Origin of the sequence: Oceanobacillus sp. M65 (genome assembly GCF_052246275.1) — a bacterium.
Taxonomy (GTDB): Bacteria; Bacillota; Bacilli; order Bacillales; family Amphibacillaceae; genus Oceanobacillus_B; species Oceanobacillus_B jordanicus.
The window spans coordinates 1-20,753 of sequence record NZ_JBQQCJ010000006.1; the positions used below are offsets into that span (position 1 = coordinate 1).

At 40.7% G+C, this 20,753-nt stretch carries 19 protein-coding genes; 6 read left to right on the forward strand and 13 right to left on the reverse strand.

The features are described from left to right. Positions 1–667: 667 nt before the first annotated feature. Entirely contained in the window at positions 668–889 is a 222-nt protein-coding gene (locus ACTWPF_RS18570; RefSeq protein ID WP_443150059.1) for a hypothetical protein, read from the reverse strand. Between the two features lie 302 nt (positions 890–1,191). On the opposite strand from ACTWPF_RS18570, the gene pdaB reads away from it, so the two are divergent. Further along, complete coding sequence (gene pdaB / locus ACTWPF_RS18575; RefSeq protein ID WP_036576798.1) at positions 1,192–1,950, forward strand: polysaccharide deacetylase family sporulation protein PdaB; 759 nt, start codon at positions 1,192–1,194, stop codon at positions 1,948–1,950. 49 nt (positions 1,951–1,999) lie between these two features. Here the strand turns inward: pdaB and ACTWPF_RS18580 are convergent, their stop codons facing one another. Continuing rightward, entirely contained in the window at positions 2,000–2,629 is a 630-nt protein-coding gene (locus tag ACTWPF_RS18580; RefSeq protein ID WP_443150060.1) for a KinB-signaling pathway activation protein, read from the reverse strand. Between the two features lie 157 nt (positions 2,630–2,786). Between ACTWPF_RS18580 and gerD the strand changes: the two genes are divergently transcribed. Further along, entirely contained in the window at positions 2,787–3,437 is a 651-nt protein-coding gene (gene gerD / locus ACTWPF_RS18585; protein ID WP_443150061.1) for a spore germination lipoprotein GerD, read from the forward strand. Between the two features lie 120 nt (positions 3,438–3,557). Here the strand turns inward: gerD and ACTWPF_RS18590 are convergent, their stop codons facing one another. Beyond that, the gene (locus ACTWPF_RS18590) at positions 3,558–4,616 is read right to left on the reverse strand and encodes an Mrp/NBP35 family ATP-binding protein (protein ID WP_036576792.1); all 1,059 of its coding nucleotides are present in this window, start codon (positions 4,614–4,616) and stop codon (positions 3,558–3,560) included. A 117-nt stretch (positions 4,617–4,733) separates the two neighbouring features. Continuing rightward, positions 4,734–5,462 carry an N-acetylmuramoyl-L-alanine amidase CwlD gene (cwlD, locus tag ACTWPF_RS18595; protein WP_161464368.1) on the reverse strand — a complete coding sequence of 243 codons (729 nt, stop codon included), beginning with the start codon at positions 5,460–5,462 and terminating at the stop codon, positions 4,734–4,736. Between the two features lie 395 nt (positions 5,463–5,857). Between cwlD and ACTWPF_RS18600 the strand changes: the two genes are divergently transcribed. Further along, positions 5,858–6,286: a DUF948 domain-containing protein gene (locus ACTWPF_RS18600; RefSeq protein WP_443150062.1), complete on the forward strand. Its 429-nt coding sequence runs from the start codon at positions 5,858–5,860 to the stop codon at positions 6,284–6,286. Positions 6,287–6,329: 43 nt separating this feature from the next. Here ACTWPF_RS18600 and ACTWPF_RS18605 read toward each other — a convergent pair whose 3' ends face one another. Genes ACTWPF_RS18605 through ACTWPF_RS18615 form a run of 3 tightly spaced genes read right to left on the reverse strand, consistent with a single transcriptional unit; the run spans position 6,330 to position 7,501 of the window. After that, positions 6,330–6,557, reverse strand: a complete 228-nt coding sequence (locus ACTWPF_RS18605; RefSeq protein ID WP_159033174.1) for a hypothetical protein — start codon at positions 6,555–6,557, stop codon at positions 6,330–6,332. Beyond that, on the reverse strand, positions 6,541–7,005 hold the full coding sequence (locus tag ACTWPF_RS18610; protein ID WP_443150063.1) for a DUF948 domain-containing protein: 465 nt from the start codon (positions 7,003–7,005) through the stop codon (positions 6,541–6,543). Before ACTWPF_RS18610 ends, ACTWPF_RS18605 begins: the two co-directional genes overlap by 17 nt. Position 7,006: 1 nt before the next feature. Beyond that, on the reverse strand, positions 7,007–7,501 hold the full coding sequence (locus ACTWPF_RS18615; RefSeq protein WP_106895443.1) for a DUF948 domain-containing protein: 495 nt from the start codon (positions 7,499–7,501) through the stop codon (positions 7,007–7,009). Positions 7,502–7,626: 125 nt separating this feature from the next. Between ACTWPF_RS18615 and ACTWPF_RS18620 the strand changes: the two genes are divergently transcribed. Next, complete coding sequence (locus ACTWPF_RS18620) at positions 7,627–8,475, forward strand: YihY/virulence factor BrkB family protein (protein WP_443150064.1); 849 nt, start codon at positions 7,627–7,629, stop codon at positions 8,473–8,475. A 200-nt stretch (positions 8,476–8,675) separates the two neighbouring features. Here the strand turns inward: ACTWPF_RS18620 and ACTWPF_RS18625 are convergent, their stop codons facing one another. The 5 genes from ACTWPF_RS18625 to ACTWPF_RS18645 form a co-directional block, all read right to left on the reverse strand. Continuing rightward, the gene (locus ACTWPF_RS18625) at positions 8,676–9,962 is read right to left on the reverse strand and encodes an efflux RND transporter periplasmic adaptor subunit (protein ID WP_443150065.1); all 1,287 of its coding nucleotides are present in this window, start codon (positions 9,960–9,962) and stop codon (positions 8,676–8,678) included. Beyond that, complete coding sequence (locus ACTWPF_RS18630; protein ID WP_443150066.1) at positions 9,959–10,636, reverse strand: hypothetical protein; 678 nt, start codon at positions 10,634–10,636, stop codon at positions 9,959–9,961. The genes ACTWPF_RS18625 and ACTWPF_RS18630 overlap by 4 nt, the downstream gene beginning before the upstream one ends. Before the next feature lie 396 nt (positions 10,637–11,032). After that, a complete protein-coding gene (locus ACTWPF_RS18635) occupies positions 11,033–12,943 on the reverse strand; it encodes a VWA domain-containing protein (protein WP_161464177.1) in 1,911 nt (636 codons plus the stop codon). A 15-nt stretch (positions 12,944–12,958) separates the two neighbouring features. Beyond that, a complete protein-coding gene (locus ACTWPF_RS18640) occupies positions 12,959–13,831 on the reverse strand; it encodes an ATP-binding protein (RefSeq protein ID WP_036578606.1) in 873 nt (290 codons plus the stop codon). Between the two features lie 316 nt (positions 13,832–14,147). Beyond that, complete coding sequence (locus tag ACTWPF_RS18645) at positions 14,148–15,617, reverse strand: ATP-binding cassette domain-containing protein (RefSeq protein ID WP_443150067.1); 1,470 nt, start codon at positions 15,615–15,617, stop codon at positions 14,148–14,150. 383 nt (positions 15,618–16,000) lie between these two features. Between ACTWPF_RS18645 and ACTWPF_RS18650 the strand changes: the two genes are divergently transcribed. After that, positions 16,001–16,528, forward strand: a complete 528-nt coding sequence (locus ACTWPF_RS18650) for a hypothetical protein (protein WP_443150068.1) — start codon at positions 16,001–16,003, stop codon at positions 16,526–16,528. A 301-nt stretch (positions 16,529–16,829) separates the two neighbouring features. Here ACTWPF_RS18650 and ACTWPF_RS18655 read toward each other — a convergent pair whose 3' ends face one another. Continuing rightward, complete coding sequence (locus ACTWPF_RS18655) at positions 16,830–18,392, reverse strand: collagen-like protein (protein WP_443150069.1); 1,563 nt, start codon at positions 18,390–18,392, stop codon at positions 16,830–16,832. A 423-nt stretch (positions 18,393–18,815) separates the two neighbouring features. Between ACTWPF_RS18655 and hpaB the strand changes: the two genes are divergently transcribed. Then, entirely contained in the window at positions 18,816–20,273 is a 1,458-nt protein-coding gene (hpaB, locus tag ACTWPF_RS18660; protein ID WP_443150070.1) for a 4-hydroxyphenylacetate 3-monooxygenase, oxygenase component, read from the forward strand. Positions 20,274–20,753: the final 480 nt, after the last annotated feature.

The following is a 20,753-nucleotide window of genomic DNA, read 5'->3' on the forward strand; positions in this document are numbered from 1 at the left end:
TTAGGCACGCCGCCAGCGTTCGTCCTGAGCCAAGATCAAACTCTCCAAAAAAGTTTGTATCATGTCGACACCAATCAACATGATCCGTCTTAGCTTCGCAGAAAACTGGCTTCTGCTTGTATTTCTTTGAAAAACAGAAAGTCTGTTTTCCCTTGACATACTAGTTGTTCTGTTCAGTTTTCAAAGAGCGAATTAAGTCTCTGTCGTTTTTTGCGACAAGATATAATTTATCATGTTTCCAATTGAATGTCAACATGTTTTTAAAATTATTTTTTAAAGACTGTGTTGCGTGTTTTGTTGTTTATTGACAACAGAAAATAATATAGCATATAAAAATCATAAGATCAATAGATATTTTAAAAAAACTTATATTTTTATGAAGTTCCCTTTCTCCATACAATAACATAAATGCTTTAGTATTGCTTAACACACTACAATTGACTGTCCATGTGAGATAAAAGAATTTTAAACCATGGTTTCTAGAATCATACCGTTGTTATCCTTTCCTCTACAAGTTAGATACTATTATATTCAATAGAAAAAACTCACATTTGGTCGTTTTTTTCCGAATGTATATGTTTTTCTTCTTCTTGAGACTTACAAAATTACTTTTTCGTCATTGCTTAGTTTGAAAAGAAAAAACCGCCACTGTGATGGCGATTATTGTTTATTGGTTACCACTGCGTTTAGGCATGTATTTTAAGCATTCCTTTTCGCTGGCCACCCTGCGGAACAATTGAAATAACAGATGGTACCTTTCCCCCATCGACCGTTTAAGCTTTTGATCAATACGATGATCTTCCAAGTCCATTAGCAATTCTTCTAGTTCACGTTTTAAAAGATACTCAACTTCCTTTTGTTCCATTTCGTTAATTAGTAAACCTAACATGTATTCACCTCAAATTTCATTTTTCTTTAATAACACTTCTTTTTCTCATTTATCTTGATCAAAGTTCGATACTTAAGTATGCGTACCCTATCATATCTATTCGTGAAACATGCCGAATTTTGTCGGTACAAAATGTCTTCGTGCATCGATCACAATATCATAAGATTACTATTCCCACTTTTTCTTGTTTTTCATCCATATTTCCCTATTCTTTCTTTATTAGCTACTTTTTAGTCAGTTCTAGAATAGGTTCTTCGCTGCATATGATATAAAAAAAGGACAAGTATTTAGGAGGGGTAAGCTTGCAGCATTTTTACGTCTTGAAGGCTAACAGATGGAAACGCTGGCTAGTTATTGTACTGTTTGCCTTGTTTACTGCTACGTTTGTTTGGTTCGAGCGTGACGGGGCTTTTTCAGTTTTTTCGAGTGATACACCTCAGGCGCTAACAAAAGGGAATGCGAACGAAACAGACATCGCACTTACATTTAATATCAGCTGGGGGGAGGATAAAGTACACGACATCTTAAAACAACTTGAGGACAAGCAAGTCCAGGCTACGTTCTTCGTTAGCGGAGAATGGGCGGAGAGGCACCCAGATATATTGAAACTAATCACAGAAGGAAAACATGAACTAGGAATGCTTGGTTACCGTTATAAAAGTTATTTAAAAATGGAACCAGATCAAATAAGAAGTGATTTAAATAAAGCAGAAGAGACGTTTACTAAACTGGGTTATGAAGATATTAGCCTTCTCCGACCACCAAGTGGCCAGTTCAACAAAGACACAATTGAATTGGCAACAAACCTGGGCTTTACTGTCGTGCACTGGAATGTTAACTCAAATGACTGGACCAATCCTGGTACAGACAAGATTATTGATAATGTAATGAAACATACGGAAAATGGGGATATTCTCCTCATGCACGCCTCAGACTCTGCTAAGCAGACTGCCGGGGCTCTAGAGAAGATACTGCCGGGGCTAAAAAACAAAGGCTTCTCTTTTATTCCAATTAGCGAGTTACAAAGCCAAGCACATGCTGAATCCAAAGTAGTAGAATAAAATGAAGAAAACCTGCTGTAGAATATCCACAGCAGGTTTTTAGTTCACGTTATTTCTTTTTACCCTTTGTATCTCCGGCCGTTTCCGCTGGCTTGCCTGGGTTAATGCGATGTAATGTGAGCAGTTGATATGTATTACATACTAATAAGGTTACAATCATAAGGACTGCATAATCTGTTCCCTCGGTATTTAATCCAGGTATCCATTCTAGTGTCGTCATAACCACCATAAAAAATAAAGCTGGAATGAAGGCACGCTTATTCGTTTCTTGCGCTTTTATTCGCGCTACAAACCAACCATATCCAAGAAGCGCTGCAGACATTAACAAATACCAAAACATGGATATTTCACCATCTGTGGCCTGATAAGGGAAATAAATCAAATCAAATACCACAAAAGCAATAAGAAGTACTTGCACGGTTGGCCAGTAACTTCGAAATAGTCCTAATCCAAGACGATTAATAAACAAGTATGCAAAAAAGCCAGTCTGGCTAATAGCACTAAATACAAGCCCTATCCCAATAAAAAAGACAATCAGTCCAATTAACTCCATAAAATCGAATGGAGCAAGATTACTACTATATTGCTCCGACATTACAAAAAAGCTGGTTATTAATCCGGCTAATCCTCCTAAAAATAGGGTTTTGATAAAGAAATTCACCAATTTTCTACTATTCAAAACAACTTCCTCCCACTATGTATGCAAAAAAAGATAAAATTTTACGCAAATGCTTACATGAGTAGTTTATCATGATGGAAGACATTTTTCCTTAACCTTGCGCATATTTTTCTTTTTCGACACTCATATTAAAGGTGTAGAGGAAGGAGGAACTCCAATGAACCGTTTATTATTAATTACCGTTCTTACCCTAACTGCCATGCTCATTACCGCATGTAGTGGAGGTAGTGCCTCTGGAGAAGAAGGGGATTATGAGGCAACAAAGAAAATGGTTGTCGATATATTACAGACTGAGGATGGCAAGAAAGCCCTCGGCGAAATCATGACAGATGAAAAGATGAAACAGGAGCTCGTTATTCAATCAGATGTTGTAAAGAAATCTATAAATGAAACCCTTGGCTCAGAAAAAGGGGCTGAAATGTGGTCCACCTTATTTAAAGATCCCAAATTTGTTGAAGGTTATGCAAAATCGATGGAAGAAGAACAAAAGAAATTAATGAAAAGCTTAATGAATGATTCTGACTATCAGAAGCAAATGTTAGAGCTTTTGCAAAACCCCGAAATTACAGATCAAATGCTTAGTACCTTAAAGGGACAGGAATTCCGCTCCCATCTTGAGGAAACAATACAGCAAACATTGGAAACCCCTACGTTTCAGGCAAAAATGCAAGACATTCTTTTGAAGGCTGCCGAGAAACAGGGAAGTGGGGAACAAGAAGGCGGCGGGGAATCACAGCAAGAAAGTAGTGGCGGCGGTGGTGGTGGTGGTGGCGACCAATCTGGAGGCGGTGGTGGAGGGAGCAGTTAGATGCTCTTCCACATCTCCCAAGTACTTAATATAGTGTACGCCACAAAATCATTGTTTCCAAAAAGGAAAACAGAGCGGAGGCACATTGCACCCGCTCTGTTTGAAATCATACCTATTGTTTTATTCTTCCATTTTGGCGACGACTTTCGACGCAATTTTATGGTATTCCTGTCCAATTGGATGGTCTTGCTGGTAGATGGAAGGTGCGAAAACATCTTCTTCCTCATAAGGCTGCTGGAGTGGAAGTTGACCAAGCACTTTTGTATTCAATGCTTCAGCAAGCTTCTTCCCGCCACCTTGCCCAAAGACATACTCTTTTTCTCCTGTCTTTTTGCTTTCAAAGTAAGCCATGTTCTCTACAACTCCAAGGATTTCGTGATCCGTCTTGAGCGCCATTTGTCCGGCACGTGCTGCTACGAACGCTGCCGTCGGATGTGGAGTTGTTACAATGACTTCCTTACAGCTTGGTAACAAGGAGTGAACATCCATCGCTATGTCCCCTGTACCAGGTGGCAAATCAAGCAAGAGATAGTCCAAGTCGCCCCACTCTACTTCCTTGAAGAAGCTGTTAATCATTTTACCAAGCATTGGTCCACGCCAAATAATTGGTGAGTTGTCCTCAACGAAAAAGCCCATCGATACTACTTTCACACCAAAACGCTCGACAGGAATTATTTTTTCTGCGCGAACTACCGGACGTTCCTCGATGCCCATCATATCCGGAACACTGAAGCCATAAATATCCGCATCAATAACTCCAACCTTTTTACCAAGACGCATAAGGGACATTGCAAGATTCACGGTAACTGTTGATTTTCCAACTCCACCTTTTCCACTTGCAACTGCAATAAACTTGGTATCTGTATTGCCGCCCATTAACGATGCTTCCTTAGACTCTTCTACGGCCGACTGATACTTCTTAATTACATCATCAGGCAATTGTTCAAAACGAAGACCTACGGTAGTGGCACCATTCTTTTTCAATATGCCAACGATTTCTTGTTGTAGTTGCATCTGCTCAGCCGTATTGGTTTTTCCAATAGCAACCTTTACACTAACATGGTTCTTTTCTTCTTTTATGGTTACTTCTTTGATCCCTTCTGTTTCTTCGAGCGATCTATGTAAAAATGGATCCTTAACAGGATTTAGTAATTGGATTATTTCGTCCTTTTTCAACACAATACGTCACCATCCTTTTCCAGCTATTGTGTATTCCTACACTCATGGCTAGTATAACATAATTCAGCTAAAATCTAAGTGATATGAATTATCGCTGGATTAGGATTGGTCACCCTTTCATTCTGCCTCCTCTTTAGGATCCTCCGTTACATAGCGTAGAATCCCCTCATAAATACTTGCTGACATTTGTTGTTGGTAGTCAACTTGTTTTAACAACTCTCTTTCTGATTCATTTGATAAGAACCCAATTTCCACTAACGCTCCTGGCACCTCTGCATGTTTTAGTAAATAGATACCATTAATCGCCATCGGTTCTCTTGTCGTATTTTCCATATTACGAATAATTTCCGACTGAATCATACTTGCAAGGTGTTTGTTCTCATCAAATTGAGGATAATAGAATGTCTGTGCCCCTCGCCATTTTGTGGAAGGCAGGGCATTTAAATGGATAGTCAGAAAAAAGTCTGGTTCCTTTTCATGGATAAACTCAAGACGTTTTCGAATATCTGCTGCTTTTCTTCTCGCAAGTCCTTTTGTATCCGTTTCAGCCAAATCCTTATCTGATTCCCTTGTTAAGTAGACCATTGCGCCAGACTGTTGCAAATAGTCCTGTACTTGTTTTGAAACTTCAAGAGATATATCCTTTTCAAGTGTATTATCTTTCCCAACTGCTCCTCCATCAGGTCCACCATGCCCTGGATCAATGACAATCGTCTTCCCTGATAAAGGTAACGACCATGAAGATGTACTCCATTCTACGTCACCCTTTGTTAATGGCAATTGAATTAAGAATACTAATAAAAGCATCCCTATCCCCCAGATTACAAACTTAATTCCCCGCTTCATTTGCCTGTCCCCTTTATCGTAAATTCCCTTAGGAACATTCTATGGGACAAGACAATGTAATATGACGATCAAAAGCGCAAAGTGCCGATTGAAAACGTAGCGGGTGGAGGGGATCAACTGAGATAAAGGAATCACAGTGAGTTTGCGAACTGATGATGACTTATCGTAGGGTGATTCGCGAAGTCGCCTAGTTTTTGGCACTTGAAGCTAGACGATCAAAAGCGCAAAGTGCCGATTGAAAACGTACTACTTGGTTGATTGAATCGATGACACATAAGCTTTACCATAGGTGATATACTACTATTACGCACATACCGTGTTTAAGCTATCTTACGTTTCATTTCAAAATAGTAGTGGTATTATTAAAATAAGTTAATTAAAGGAAGGGGTATTCTATGGATTGGCTCGGAATAGGCGTAACAGTTATTGGTGTCGCATTTTTAGTATTGGTTATCGTATTAATAAAGCCATTAAATAAGTTGGCAGGCGTTTTAGGGGGATTACAAAAAACTACAGATAACCTCCCTACACAGGTAGATGAAATGATGTCTCAGGCGAAGGATGCGTTGCAAACCGGGAACGACACATTATCGCAAATAAACACTCAAATAAAGGAGCTAAGCCCTATCTTCCATACAATTGGAGATGCCGGCAGAGCTACAAATCATTTATCTACATCGATTGCAGACAAGGTAATGAATGTTAAAACAGACGCTGCAGAAGGCCGCTCCTTTATAACAAAGCATGATCTTGAAGGACTTTATGGACTAGGTACACTAATTTACTATATCGTTCAAAAGAGAAAAAGCGAAGAACGCCTTTAGAAGAATAGGCTGAAATAAAAAAATCCCCATAATGGGGATTTTTTTATTTTGATACTTTATTATTGATCTCGCTTTTAATGTTCTTTAACTGCTCGTCACGTTGCTTTCCAGCTTCGTAAAGTTTTCTCTCAGCTTGTTTCAACTTCTCGAGAAGTGACTTGTTCTCTTCAAGGGTGCTTCGCTTTTCTTTACTGTTTTTAACAAACCAACCAGCAGCAACGCCGGCTCCGCCTGCTAGAATAGATCCCAGAACCTTATTCATCGGATTCACGACCAGCTACTCCACCTTGCTCCGCTTTCTTTTGCTGTCTTCTCTTCTGAAGCCAATAATAACCAAGCGCGAATGATCCATAGGCACCGCCAAGTTTATTTTTCTTTGTCACCTCGTTTGCTTCTCCAGTCTTCATTTTTAAAGAATCAGTTACATCCACTAAAGATGAAGAAAATTTACGAGTAACATTCCCAACATCTCCCATAATATAAAACATTGGGCTTAATTGCTGCATCTTATCATTAATATCCCGAAGTGTATGATTGCTCTCCTCGATAAGATTACCAGTCTCTTTTAAGATATCATCCATTTGCTTTGGAAATTGATTGACTGTTTTCTCTACTCCTTGTAAAACCCCAGCCAAGTTATTTAGTACATGTGCTACGAAAATGGCTATTACAATAAAGGCAACACCGATAAGTAATACGCCGACTCCAGTTAATGTCATATTATCTTTCCTCTCTCCCTGATGGATTTATTGGCACAAGCTGTGTTTTATTTTGAACCATTAGCTCATTTTTCTTGCTCGATTTCTTTGTTTTTTTAAACATATTAAATACTGTTAAAGCTGCCTCACTCCACCTAATGGCTTCCTGAAACGGTTTCGTTTTTTCCTGCATTTCCTGATCAGATAGCGTTGTATAATTGCTTTGGATAAATTCATTGGTTGTGTTTACCGTTGTGCCTACATGATCAACAGTATCAAACACATTATTGGTTGCATTTAATTTTTCCTGAATATCATCAATTGTTGCCCCGGTCTCCCGGATGGTCTCCTTTAATGGTGGAGTAATGTACTGAAGTTCTTTTTCGAATTCCCCAAGCGTGTTACCCATCGATTTAATGGTATCCGATAGTCGCTTCAATACAATGGCTATGTATACAGAAACGATTGCAAACGCTAGAGAGAGTAATAAAATTGCTAGATAGAATATTCCTTCCATTGAAAACCCTCCTTCTTAATTGCATTATACCACTACCCTACCAAAATAAAACGTGAAGCCCCTTACGATTGAATGATTAACATGAAGGGTATAGAAAAAGAAACACGTGGTTTGGAGGTTAGCATATGAAAAAAATAAAAGCATATGGGAAAAAGTTTATAGAGCAATTTCAAAAAGATAATGTCCCAATTCTTTCGGCCGCGCAAGCCTATTACTATTTTCTTTCCATTTTCCCTTTAATTGTGGTTTGTTTTGCATTAATACCGTATTTTAACATAAATCCCCAAGATGCTGTGACCTTTATAGGCAATATCCTCCCAAGCGAGATTGCCAGTGTCTTTGAAGAAAATATTGTGAGTCTTGTGGATACCCAAAGAGGTGGTTTGCTTACGGTTGGTATTATTGGTGCATTATGGTCCTCATCAGCAGGAATCAATGCGTTTATTAAATCTACAAATGAAGCTTATCATGTGGAAGAAACCCGTAACTTCCTTGTTGTAAGGCTTATCTCATTAGGACTGACATTAGGTATGATTGTGACACTGGTTGTTGCCATCCTTGTTCCCGTTTTCGGTGATGTTATTTTAAGCTTTGTAAGTTCTATCGTTGGGTTTTCGGGGGCCATGGAAATATTACTCCAAATCCTACGTTGGGCTGTAAGTTTATTGGCAATTACCGGCTTCCTGCTTATTCTGTACAGATTTGCACCAAATAAACGGATTCCTTTTAAGTACATCTTTCCCGGTGCGCTCACTGCAAGTATTTTGTGGTTGCTCATTTCACTAGGATTTTCTTTTTACGTTAGCAATTTTAGTAACTATTCCGCAACGTATGGAAGTCTAGGAGGAATTATTGTCCTGATGATCTGGTTCTTCCTTACAGGAATGGTTTTAATGATTGGTGCTGTCGTAAACGTATTAAATTACCGGCACCATCATAGTGTTGAGGAAACAAGACAGGCGTCTAATATGTAATTAGCAGCGGTAATCAACATTTAAGTATAACCAAAAGAAATCGGCAGGGAGCCGATTTCTTTTTTTGTACGTTAGGAAATTATAAAATTTCAGCAAGGAAGTAATGTTGACGTAGTTGAAATTTTGAGGTTCCAAGTATAAGAAAAACGTACACATTCGCTAAAGGATGAGCGAATGCAAGTTTTTCTAATATGCTTTGTCTAGCGTGATAAGAGTCCTGTCACGGCAAATTCCCACCAATTGGTTTCCTTCGGGTTCACAAGCTGTTTCCAGGGCTGCTTCCAAGCCTTCAGAGGTGTTATAAACACAGCATTATCGCGTAGCTGTCCTTCTGGCCCATCTGCCACCCATTCTCCAATCGTCGCGCCTTCTTTTATCTCCTGCATATTATTCATATGGACTCCTGTTACTACCGTTTGTTCTTGTAACTTCCCATCTACGGTCATCTTCCAAACTTTGTTTTGGTAAATATTTTTTTCAAATAGCGTAGCAGCCCCTTCTGCTGATTCCGTCGTGATAACGAGATTCGCATGATATCCAGGCAATAAATCGACTATCGCTTCGCTCTCCTCTATTTCGTCCGTAGTATCATCTTCTGCTAAGGAAGGATCTTCAAATGTCACACGTAGTGGATATATACTTTCCCCTTCCACAGAAGCTTCTTCTTTTGGTGAATCACTAACCTCTGCTACCGTGCCTTCGAGTAGGGCAGCTACTTCTGACACTTCCACCCTTACTGGGAACCCCTGCTCTATCAATGGTCTAACTGTCTCTGAGAGTTCACCTTCTGCTTGTAAGACCGTACTTTCAATTATTAAAAGAGGGTTGTCTAAAGCCTGAGATACTTCCTTTACCCTTCCTTCAAACGGACTTTCAACCGTTATCGTGTCTCCCGTTTCCCGAAGCTCTGCGATCTGTGCTTCGACTAAGGCCAGCTCTGCGCCCTTTTGATCTAATTCATTTTGCTTTTCTGTAAGGTACTGCTCTTTCATTAAACTTGCTTCAATAGGATCCTGCGGAAACTCAACCCGAATCTCCTCGTCATTCACTTCAAATGACGGTGCCGACTCTGTATCTGTTTCTGGTATTTGATAGGCACTAATTGTGGTGATTGCTGTTTCTATTGCTGTTAATTGACTCTCCAGTTTTGCTGCTTCCTCTAGTAAATTAGCTTCGGTTTCATAATAATTATGTACACTGTAGGTAAACAAGGGTTCTCCAACCGATACTTGAGCTCCCTCTTCTACCAGAAATTCGTTGAAAGTTCCGCTCTCCTGATCAAAGTAAATGCGGTTTTTCTCCATAGCCGCTAATACTCCTGATGTACTTACTGTTTCCTCTAGATCTGACTGGAATACATCGGACCAGTCATGGACATATGCAATTCGATCAACTTTATCCTCTTTATCTAGAAAAACGAGTAAGAAATTGGTGGCGATGAAGAGTAGCACGACGAGCTGTATAAGACGCTTTTTTCTTTTTCTCATTGTCCAAACCACCTGTTAATCATGTATTGATCCATATAAGCAAGTAGAGCTGTCAGCAACCAAAAGAAGAAATGGAAAAGGAGGACATAGCCCCACACCCATTGTTTTTTGATTTCTGTAAGATTTCGGATGTAACGCACTTGAAACCAGATAATCCATAATTGAAAGAGCGATATTGCCCCGAAAAAGTAAATAAGCCAAGGGATCTCCGTAAAGTAAGAAGCAATGATGCCAAACGAAACAGGCGATACATACCAATCAAGGCCATTAAAAACTGCCAAGGGAATCCAAATGGCCCGCTCTACCAACAATACGAAGAGCACGACCTGTTGCATAATGATTAATTTTTTATATGGTATATCTGTTAGCAATGAGAAATAAAGAGATGGAATAAATAATATAAACACGGCAAATAGTAGTCCAAATATTAGCCTTCCAGCGAGAAACCAAAACTTTTGTTGCTCATAGGCCAGTGGGTCAAGGCTCTGTGCTTGTGGCGAGAGGAGGTTTGTCCCCATTCCTAAATAAGCCATGTAACCGTAAAGGATAAGGCTGAGTAAGATAAGCAAAACATTCACTTTCCAAACGCGTTTTATGCTCTCTGCTTCTTTCACTCTAATTAAATGATCATCCATGGAAAATAAAAATCGAAGAAGGTTATTATGATAGGTCATCCGCTACATTCCTTTTCTATGTCACAATCATAGTAAATTTTAAATATTTCTTCAATTTTATCGTACAATTACGTAAAAATCTATTGTTTTTGTAAATTATTGTTAGATTTTCCCGGTTCTTATGTCACATCCCACCAAAAGGCCTAGTTTTATTACAGGTTGCTTCCAGCTTGGTTTGGTTAGAAACAAGTTTTATTTTGGCCCAGTTTGCCGCTTCGAAAATACACTGCGCTTCCCGCGGGCTCGCGCTAAGCCTCTCTTCAAGAGATCTTGTATTTTGTATTTACATTCGAGAATCACTCCACTGATCCAGAACACTAATCAAAAAGCCGAACAGTGATTCAGAATCCTTGGTCACCCAATTAGGATTTGAATTTGTTCGGCTTGTGACATTCTCTATATACTTTTCAATAGTAATTTTTTCAATAATGGGGCGAAGTGGTCTGGTAGTTCGGATACGGCGGGGACGATGATTTTTTCTCGACCGTAAATGTTTTTCATTAAGACTTCATCCCGCTCTTCTACTTCTCCATCTGATAAAAACATTCCAATAACTTCTATTCCTCTTTTTCGTGCTTCTGAGACGGCTAGGTTTGTGTCGATAATTCCATTTTGGTTGTAGTTGGCTGCTGCTGGCTCTCCGTCAGAGAAAACGAGCAGGAATCGATTCTTCTCCCGACGTTTTTCTAGCTCTTGGGCAGCAACGCGAATACTAAAGCCATCTCGATTATCCTCTCTGGCTTCGAGCTGCATAATCTTCGCGCCATTTTCTTTGTATAGCGAATCCTGGAAAGAGTGGATCACATGGAAATAATTCGGCTGATAGTTTTCCCGTACATCCATGGCGTCTTCCCAGAAACCTATAATAGAATGTGGTATTTTAAAGGTCTTCAACACTTCATGGAAGAGTGCAATCCCATGTCTTGTTTCCTCCATCTTTCCTTGCATCGACGCGGAGCAATCGACAAGCAAAGTAAAAGCAGCATCGAACTCTTTGGATTCCTGATTTTTTTTGTAAAAGATTCTAGGCTTCTCTTCTAACACGAGTGGCAATAGCTTTTTGGATAGACGACCTGCCATGAGATCTTTTCTCGGTGCATTCTTTTTATGCTCAATCGTTTTTTTAATGATGGTTGCAAGCTTCCGCTTATACGGTTCGATAGCATGAAGAATCTCTTGATAGCTACCTCTTTCTTCTGAAGTAGGGTTTTCTGCCTCTTCTATTATCTTAACGGCATCTTTGTTTTCTTCGCCAAATTGATTCTCTGCAGATGCACCTTTATTTGATTCTTGCTTATCCAGTGCGTCTAGCTCTGAGTAATCTTTATTTCGCGTTTGCTGGGATGAACCTTGGATGGAACCCATGGCCTGATCTGCATCTTCTGTTTCTCTTGCACCCCCACCTTTGATGTTTGTCTTGGTGCCTACTTCCAATTCAAACTGAAGAAAGGTCTGTTTACGGTCATTGTTTTCATTTTCCCTATGCCAGGTGGAAAATTCCTCATCAATATACTCGTTATTCTCTTCGTCGACTTCCTCGCTGTCATCATTGGCTAATTCATCCGTTCTGGTCAACTCATCAAACAAGGTGTTTTTCGTATAGTTTTCCAAATGGCCAACCGGGAACACGAAGTATTCATCTATCATATCGTTGTAGTCCTGATGAACACGATACACGACTTGTTCTGCGATTCGGGAAATAGCTCTTGTGTCCCTCGCCTCAAATACTTCATATAAGAGTGATTGAATATTAGCTAGCTGGTCTAGCTGGGGTTTAGTCGCTCTTGGAAAGCTTGGGTCAGGACTGTCTGATTGCAAGGATAAATAAATGAGGCAAAACAGCTCATCAAGGGCGAACCCTCTTGTTACATGTGCTGCAAGATCGGTTGTAAATTTATGCCGATAATACTGCTTCCGCATGTCAAAGACCCGTTTGGTCCCTGGGCGTTCTTTTCGAATTTTTTCCTCCAGCCTCAAATCCTCAAACAAGGTAACGAGCTGGGAAGCAAATTTAGGTAACGCAGCTTCTTCCACCGCACTCAGGTATGACTTTAATTCAGGGAGTTTGGAAAAGTGCATGGTTCCAATTGTCCTTAAATATATATCTGACTTTAATCCACCTTTTTGCAGCGTAGCAGGCGCCGTATCCCACGTCCTACTTGCCGTGACCTTACTATCCACCATATCGATATATGCTCCGTAGCTGTATTCGAATGTAAGGTCAGCTCTTCTTGCCAGTACGGTAGCAAGATCTTGGAGCTGACGAAATAAAAATGTATCCACTTTAGCATCATAGAAACGATACATGGTTCATGCTCCTAACTAGAATAAGGTTTCGGCTAAACTCATAATAAATTCTTGTTCTCTTTCCTCATCAAGCTTCGCGGCAATCGCACGCTGAACAGCTCGCTGTGGCGGTATAATGGAGCTTAAATCACATGCATCGAGAATTGCTCGGATGGATGCCGCGTCCTCTGAAAGCTTCCCTTGAAATGCGGCCTGCACGAGATCTGCTGATAACGAGACAAACAGATCGATCATCCGCTCATCTTGTAAGCGGGTGTTGGACTTAATAAGACTCTTCAATTGTTCCCCCTCAATATAAGGAACATCAATTACAACAAATCGATTCTTTAATGCCTCGTTCAATGGCACTGTACCGACATATCCTTCGTTGATTGCTGCTATGACACCGAAGCCTTTATTTGCAGTCACAATTTCATTCGTAAATGGGTTGGTAATTGTCCGGCGATAGTCTAGTACACCATTAATTAACGGTAGTGTTTCCGGCTTCGCCATATTAATTTCGTCAATATAGAGGAACGTTCCGTTAGCCATGGAATTCATCACTGGGCCTGGGACGAACTCGATCACTTGTTTCTCCCCTTCATAGGCCAATGTCTTAAAGCCAATAAGACTCTCTGCATCCAAGTCAACTGAGCAGTTCACACTGTACATCGGCTGATGAAATAGACTCGATAGCGTCTCAGCAAATTTCGTTTTTCCCGCTCCAGTTGGTCCTTTTAACAAAATGTTTTTCCCCATACTGAGCGCTGATATTGCATCTATTAATAGATCCGCATTTGGTGGCATATAGCCTCCAGGGCGAATTAATTCACTCAAGTTATCCGTCGTTCTTTTATTTTCATCTAATAAGTCACTTATTTGTTGTGGTAAATCATAATGTGCTGTCATTGTAATACGTAACTCCTTTCCTTGTTATTGTACCTTTTTTGGTGCAGATTAGAAAAGAAAGTCACTTATAGTGGGGAAATCTGGAAAATCGTCCTTTCTTGGCTGATGGGGGATACCATGGGAGGCGATGTTTGCACGCTCTCGGGTGATGTTTTCTCCGGCTCAGGCGTTGTTTGCACGCTCTCGGCTGATATCTTCTCCGGCACAGACGATGTTCTATTACTCTCGGGTGATGTTTTCCCAAGAACAGACGATGCAAACACAGTAAAAAAGAAAAGACCCTTCCCACAAAGTGAAAATGGCCTAATCTATGAATTTATACATCCCTTCTTAACTCAACCTTCTTCGTTGCAATAGACTCCACAAAATGTTCATTATGATCGACTCCAATCATCGATGGTTCATGCCTTTCTATTGCATCTATTAATTGCTCAATTATTAGCATATCTAGGTAGTTGGTAACCTCGTCCCAAATAAATAGCGAATGATTACCAAGTAATGCATGCGCCAGGAACACTTTTTTCTGTTCTCCTGCACTCCAATTTTCACTTGAACGATCAGCAAAGCTTGAACGTTCAAAACCCAATTGACGAAGCAAATGTAAATAAGACTCCTTTTCTTTTGCAGTTAGGTCATCAAGGATAGTAGCATAATCTTCATCAAGCTGATTCTTTTGGTGTAAGACAGACAGCTTATCGGGCAGTCGTATGTGATAGTCGCCTGTAATTTCAAACTTCCCGTTACCCATTATAAAGTTCAACAAGGTGGATTTGCCCACACCATTTTTTCCAGTTATAAAGAAGCGATCACCTGGGTATACATCTACATTAATAGGCACGAATAAAGGCTTTCCATCTTGGAGTATTGAAAAATTTCTCAAGAAGAGGATTTGTTTGTGTGGCTGTTCGACCTGCATTGCTAAATCGGCAACCTCTTCCACGTTATGAATTAAACGCTGTTTATCACTTATTTTCTCTTCGGTTCTTTTCTTAATAGCTTTTGACCGCTTCATCTGTTTAGCAGCTAGCCTTCTCCCAGCAGCATCTTTGGTGCTATCCTCTCTCTTTTGCCCCCAAACACCCACCCTTTTTGAAACAGCTTCTAGGCGATTAATCTCATTAAACAGCTTTTGATTCGTTTCTTCCGCTAAATTATCCGCATTCTTTTTCTCAAGTTGCCATGTATCGATATTACCTTTCAACACGTCTACGCTCTCTTTGTTAATTGCCAGCACATGGTCAACAAATTGGTTTAAAAAATGTTGATCATGGCTAATCACGATAAATCCTTTTTTTCGATTTAAAAAATCCCCAACTATTTTCCTCCCATGCACATCTAAGTTGTTTGTCGGCTCATCAATCAATGGAAAGGAGTCATCATTTAGAAATAATCCAATCAACAATATTTTCGTCTGTTCTCCACCGCTCAATTCATGAAAGCTTCTATCTAAAATCTCTGGAGGCAAATCCATATAGGATAACTCAAGCTCCATTTCCCAGCGTTCAGCCATTGGACTCTCCTTAAGTAGCACTTCTTCAGCAGTAAGGCAATCATCTCGGTCTGGAGAGACTGGAAAATACTTAAATTCAAGGGAGGCAATTACAGTCCCTTCAAATTCTAATTGGTCTAAAAGGATTTTTAATAGTGTTGTTTTACCACGACCATTTCTTCCAATCAATCCGAGCTTCCAGTCTTCATGGATGTTCACTGATACATTTTTAAAAAGTGGTGAAATCATGGAGGGGTATTTGAATGTCATGTTTTTGACGAGTATATTTCCTGACATAATTAGTGACTCCTTTTACATAGCATGGCAATTTTGCTAATTCAGTGGTGGTGATTACTTTTAGATGAGATAACCATTAGACAGGTACCTACTTTTGAAAAATCTTATCATAATTATTTAAAAATTCAAACCACACTATAGGAATGCTAGCTTACGAGTAGCAAGCCTAGCAATTGATTCTAGACATGCAGTTAGGTGTAAAGTTTCTTCAAAACAGTAGCAATACCACTAAAAATATAAGCTAAATACCAAAGTGAAGTTTATCTCATCAAGAGAAAGAACAGTTAATAGCTTTTAAGAAATCTTCTTTAATGTTAATATTATAAATAATCTAAATATAATGAATAATGACTAGATAGCTAAATTAGGAAAGGAGTGTCTACATGAGAAAGTTATTCTTATTACTTTGTTATTCTGTTGCTCTTTTACTATTCGTTACTGCTTGTAAAGACACAGGCGCTGACGACTCTTCGAATTTTAAGGATACAGCAGTAGAGCTTGGTGAAGAGTTTATTAAGGAATTCTATACTGTAGATGAACTTAATTTTGATTTCGAGGATACTGATTTAATGCTTGATTATTCAAATGCGTATTCAACTTATTTAACGGAAGAGGAATTTGAAGACCTTTCAGCTAAAAGGTTCTTTATAATTCCACAAGAGGTAGCAAACAAGCAAAATAGGACAATTACTGTACAAAACATTAAATTCGAAAGAGACGATGGTGATCAAGAAGAAAGTAACTCAATTGATTTAGAGCAAACCTTCACTTTAATATTTACAGACCAAGAAGGAAATACAGTAGATGAAGTAGACATGAAGGGTCAAATGACAGTTGTAGATACAGAGAATAGATTAAAAATCGACCGATATTATGATGGCCAAACTTTAGTGGATATGTTATATCCCTAACGTAACATTATAAAAAATTTATTTACTTATTTTTATAAGCCATTGCATTAAAAATGCCTACGTATTGTTACCTACATTCATATCAGAAAAAAGCACCCGTTGGAGGCAGGTGCTTTAAATCTCTTAATTGCTTCTGTTGATAACTATAATCCATTTTGCTGATATGGTAAAACAAATCTCTGCTCTCTGGCGCAAGAGAAGTGTAGAAAATAACTGAGCTTATGATAAAACTGCCTAGATAGACTTTATTTATGAACTCAAGCAACCCTTGATAAAGAAGTTGTTTTCATAAAGCAATCTATTATTGTAATCTCGTGATAACAAGATGGGCAGAAACAGGCTCTGTTCCTCCTGCAAGAGGTGTGATAGTTAGTGCAGTGGATTCATCAGCAGGATTCCGTACAGTGAGTATAGAATTGATAACAGTCGTTTGAACAAGAGCCATTCCTACTAGTTGAGAGGTACCTGTTGCCCGCCCCACCACTGTGTAGGATAGTTCAACTGCTCCTGCTCCCGAATCAAGAGTTAAAACTAGTTGCCCTGCTTCGGAAACACTCACCTGAAACAATACCTGATAAATACCAATTTCAGACAAGTTAAATGTATCATCTCCTGTACGGGAAATTGCCCCTCCACCAGAGGGACCATCACGCGGAAAGTCCACATCCCCACCAGGCGGAACAGTTGCAGCATTATCAGGAGGCATTAAAGCATAAAAATCTGCAAAATCTAACACTCCTCCTGCTGGCCCCGTTGCTCCCGTCGCTCCTGCTGGTCCCGCTGGCCCCGTTGCTCCTGTTTCTCCTGTTGCTCCCGCTGGCCCCGCTGGCCCCGTTGCTCCTGTGTCTCCTGCTGGTCCCGCTGGCCCCGTTGCTCCTGTGTCTCCTGTGTCTCCTGTTGCTCCCGCTGGTCCCGCTGGCCCCGTTGCTCCTGTTGCTCCTATTGCTCCCGGTGGCCCCGATGGTCCCGTCGCTCCTGCTGGCCCGGCTGGTCCCGCTGGCCCCGCTGGCCCCGTTGTTCCTGTGTCTCCTGTTGGTCCCGCTGGCCCCGTTGCTCCTGTGTCTCCTGTTGGTCCCGCTGGCCCCGTTGCTCCTGTTGCTCCTGTGTCTCCTGTTGCTCCTGTGTCTCCTGTTGCTCCTGCTGGTCCCGCTGGCCCCGTTGCTCCTGTATCTCCTATTGCTCCCGGTGGCCCCGATGGTCCCGTCGCTCCTGCTGGCCCGGCTGGTCCCGCTGGCCCCGTTGCTCCTGTGTCTCCTATTGCTCCCGGTGGCCCCGATGGTCCCGTCGCTCCTGCTGGCCCGGCTGGTCCCGCTGGCCCCGTTGCTCCTGTTTCTCCTATTGCTCCCGGTGGCCCCGATGGTCCCGTCGCTCCTGCTGGTCCCGCTGGTCCCGTTGCTCCTGTTTCTCCTGGCGGTCCCGCTGGTCCCGGTGGCCCCGTTTCTCCTGTTTCTCCTGGCGCTCCTGGCAGTCCCGCTGGCCCCGTTGCTCCTGTTTCTCCTGGCGCTCCCGGTGGCCCCGGTGGCCCCGCCGGCCCCGTTTCTCCTGGTGATCCAGGCGGTCCTGGTGGCCCGACTGGTCCAGGTGCTCCGGCTACTCCTCTTGGGCCCCGCGGGCCTGGTGGACCGACCGGCCCTGGTAAACCGGCTACTCCTCTTGGGCCCGGCGGTCCAGCCGGTCCTATGTCGCCTGCCTCTCCTGGTGGTCCCGCTGGCCCCCGAAACCCACGTGGACCTCTATAAACAGGAAAATCTTTTACACAACATTCGATGGATTTTCCACACTCACATTTGCAGTTAATCTCAACTGTTTTTTGTTTTTCCCTTTTTCTTCTGCAACGAGCACAATTACATTTGTTATTACTCATTAAAGGTACTCCCTTCTACCCCCTTTCTAAACTTTATGATTTATATGTAATTAATGAAGCTTGTCCCACCTATGTTTGGACGAAATGGGAACTTCTAGGACAATGAGAAGTGAAATAATCTTTTTATCCACTGTTTATAAGCAAATACAGAGACATTAAAACTATACAGTACCATATGATAGTCGTTCAGATTTTGCCAAAGAAATTTCTATATTTAACATTGCCTTACATATAAAAAAGGCCCCCAACCAAATTAGTTGAGAGCTTGGAAAGTAATTACCATAAAATTAAAATCTTAACCTCCGTTTTTATAAGTCCTTTTGCATTTTAAAAAAATGGTGAACAGGTAAACACACTGATTAATAAAATAATACAGTAAGCCTAACGCTGCATTATAAAACAAAGGTAAATGGGAGTGTTATTATGGGAGCTATTACAGGAACGGATTTTATTAAACGTTTAAATCAACTGGATACTGAAATTTGGCTGGATGGAAAAAAGGTTAAGGGGGAAATTTCTGAACACCCTGCATTTAAAGGAATTCTTCAGACAAAGGCTTCCCTTTATGATATGCAACATGACCCGGAAATTAAAGAGGAGATGACTTTCCATTCCCCAGAAGCGGGGGAGGCTGTTGGACTTTCCTTCCTGCAACCCAAAACAAAGGATGACTTAATAAAAAGACGAAAGGCAAGTGAGCACTGGGCTAAACGTACAGGTGGATTGATTGGAAGAAGCCCCGATTACCTCAATACCGCTATAATGAGTTTCGCCTCTTCTTCTCCCTTATTAATAGGAAGGGCCAACTGTTTTCCAGAAAATATCCAATCCCTTTATGAATTGGCGATGAAAAAAGACCTTTCATTCACCCATACATTTGTCACACCTCAAGTAAACCGTTCCGAGTCATACTTAGAATCCTCTGAGGAAGAACCGATTGTAGCCCGGGTGGTTGATAGGAATGAAGAAGGGATTGTAATTAAAGGGGCACGACTCTTAGCTACTCAAGGTGGGTTAACCGACGAAGTGTTAGTTATTAGTACTCCTAAATTTTTACTAGATGAAGATGAAGCTTTTGCCTTTTCAATCCCATCAGATACGAAGGGGTTAAAATTCATTTGCAGAGACCCGTTTGTTGGTGGGGATTCTCTTTTTAACCATCCCTTAAGCTCTCGATTCGAAGAGATGGATACCATCCTTGTTTTCGATAATGTACTCGTTCCGTGGAATCGAGTATTCTATTATGACAATGCGATTGTAGCTGCAGATTTCTCATACCAAAGCTCGTTTCACAATTTTACGACCCACCAAGTCATAACCAGGCAAATTGCCAAAACGGAATTCATTTTAGGTCTGGCTGAGCTCCTTGTACAAACGATAAACGTGAGAGAATATCAACATATTCAGGAAAAGCTGTCTGAGATTATTATTGGTCTAGAAACGATGAAAGCTCTATTGGAAAAGTCGGAGAACGATGCGGAGTTGGATCAGTGGGGAGTCATGCGACCGGATATTGTTCCGCTTAAGGTTGCCAATAATATCTTTCCTAAAATTTATCCCCACTTCACCGAAATTATTCAATTAATTGGCGCAAGTGGTTTGGTTAGTCTGCCTACTGAAAATGCATTCAATTCCTCTATTCGAGCCGATCTCGATCAGTATCTTCAAGCAGCAACCAGTAACGCAGAGGATCGTGTGAAAATATTTAGGTTAGCCTGGGACCTGACAATGAGTTCATTTGGAACAAGACAAACCCAATATGAGAGGTACTTTTTTGGAGACCCAATCCGTTTATCCGGCCGCCTATACAATGCATATCCACTTGATGATTATGTGAAAGAAGTTAGGAATTTTTTAGACTTGGAAACGGAAGAATCCTAAGAAAAGCTAACTCATACGGAATCCTGGTGATATTTTGAAGAATATTTATTTTACAGGGAAAATGAGGTGTACTGTATATAGATAGTAATATGATAATAAAAGATCGTCCATGGTGGTATATGGCACTGCCTAATGTGTAAAAGCCCTTCAAGTGGGAAGCTCACGATTTGAATTAAAAAAGTAACCAACCCAAAGGCTTGCTAGGCGTTTAATGGGTAGTTACTTTTTTTGTTGCGACAGTATTGCTATTATTAAGGTTCCGAAAGATATCTTCACCACTAATGTTTCGATTACTATCATAGTATCACCCCCTTTCTAATAAAGGGTGAACCACCACACATGAAATCTCTATTACAAAAGACCCCCAGCCAAAATAGCTGAGAGCCTGATACGTAAATATAAAAATTTAACGTTTTAATAAATATACTGGTCTATTGAATCCACAATAAATGTTAGTTGTATACTATTTCTGACCATGGC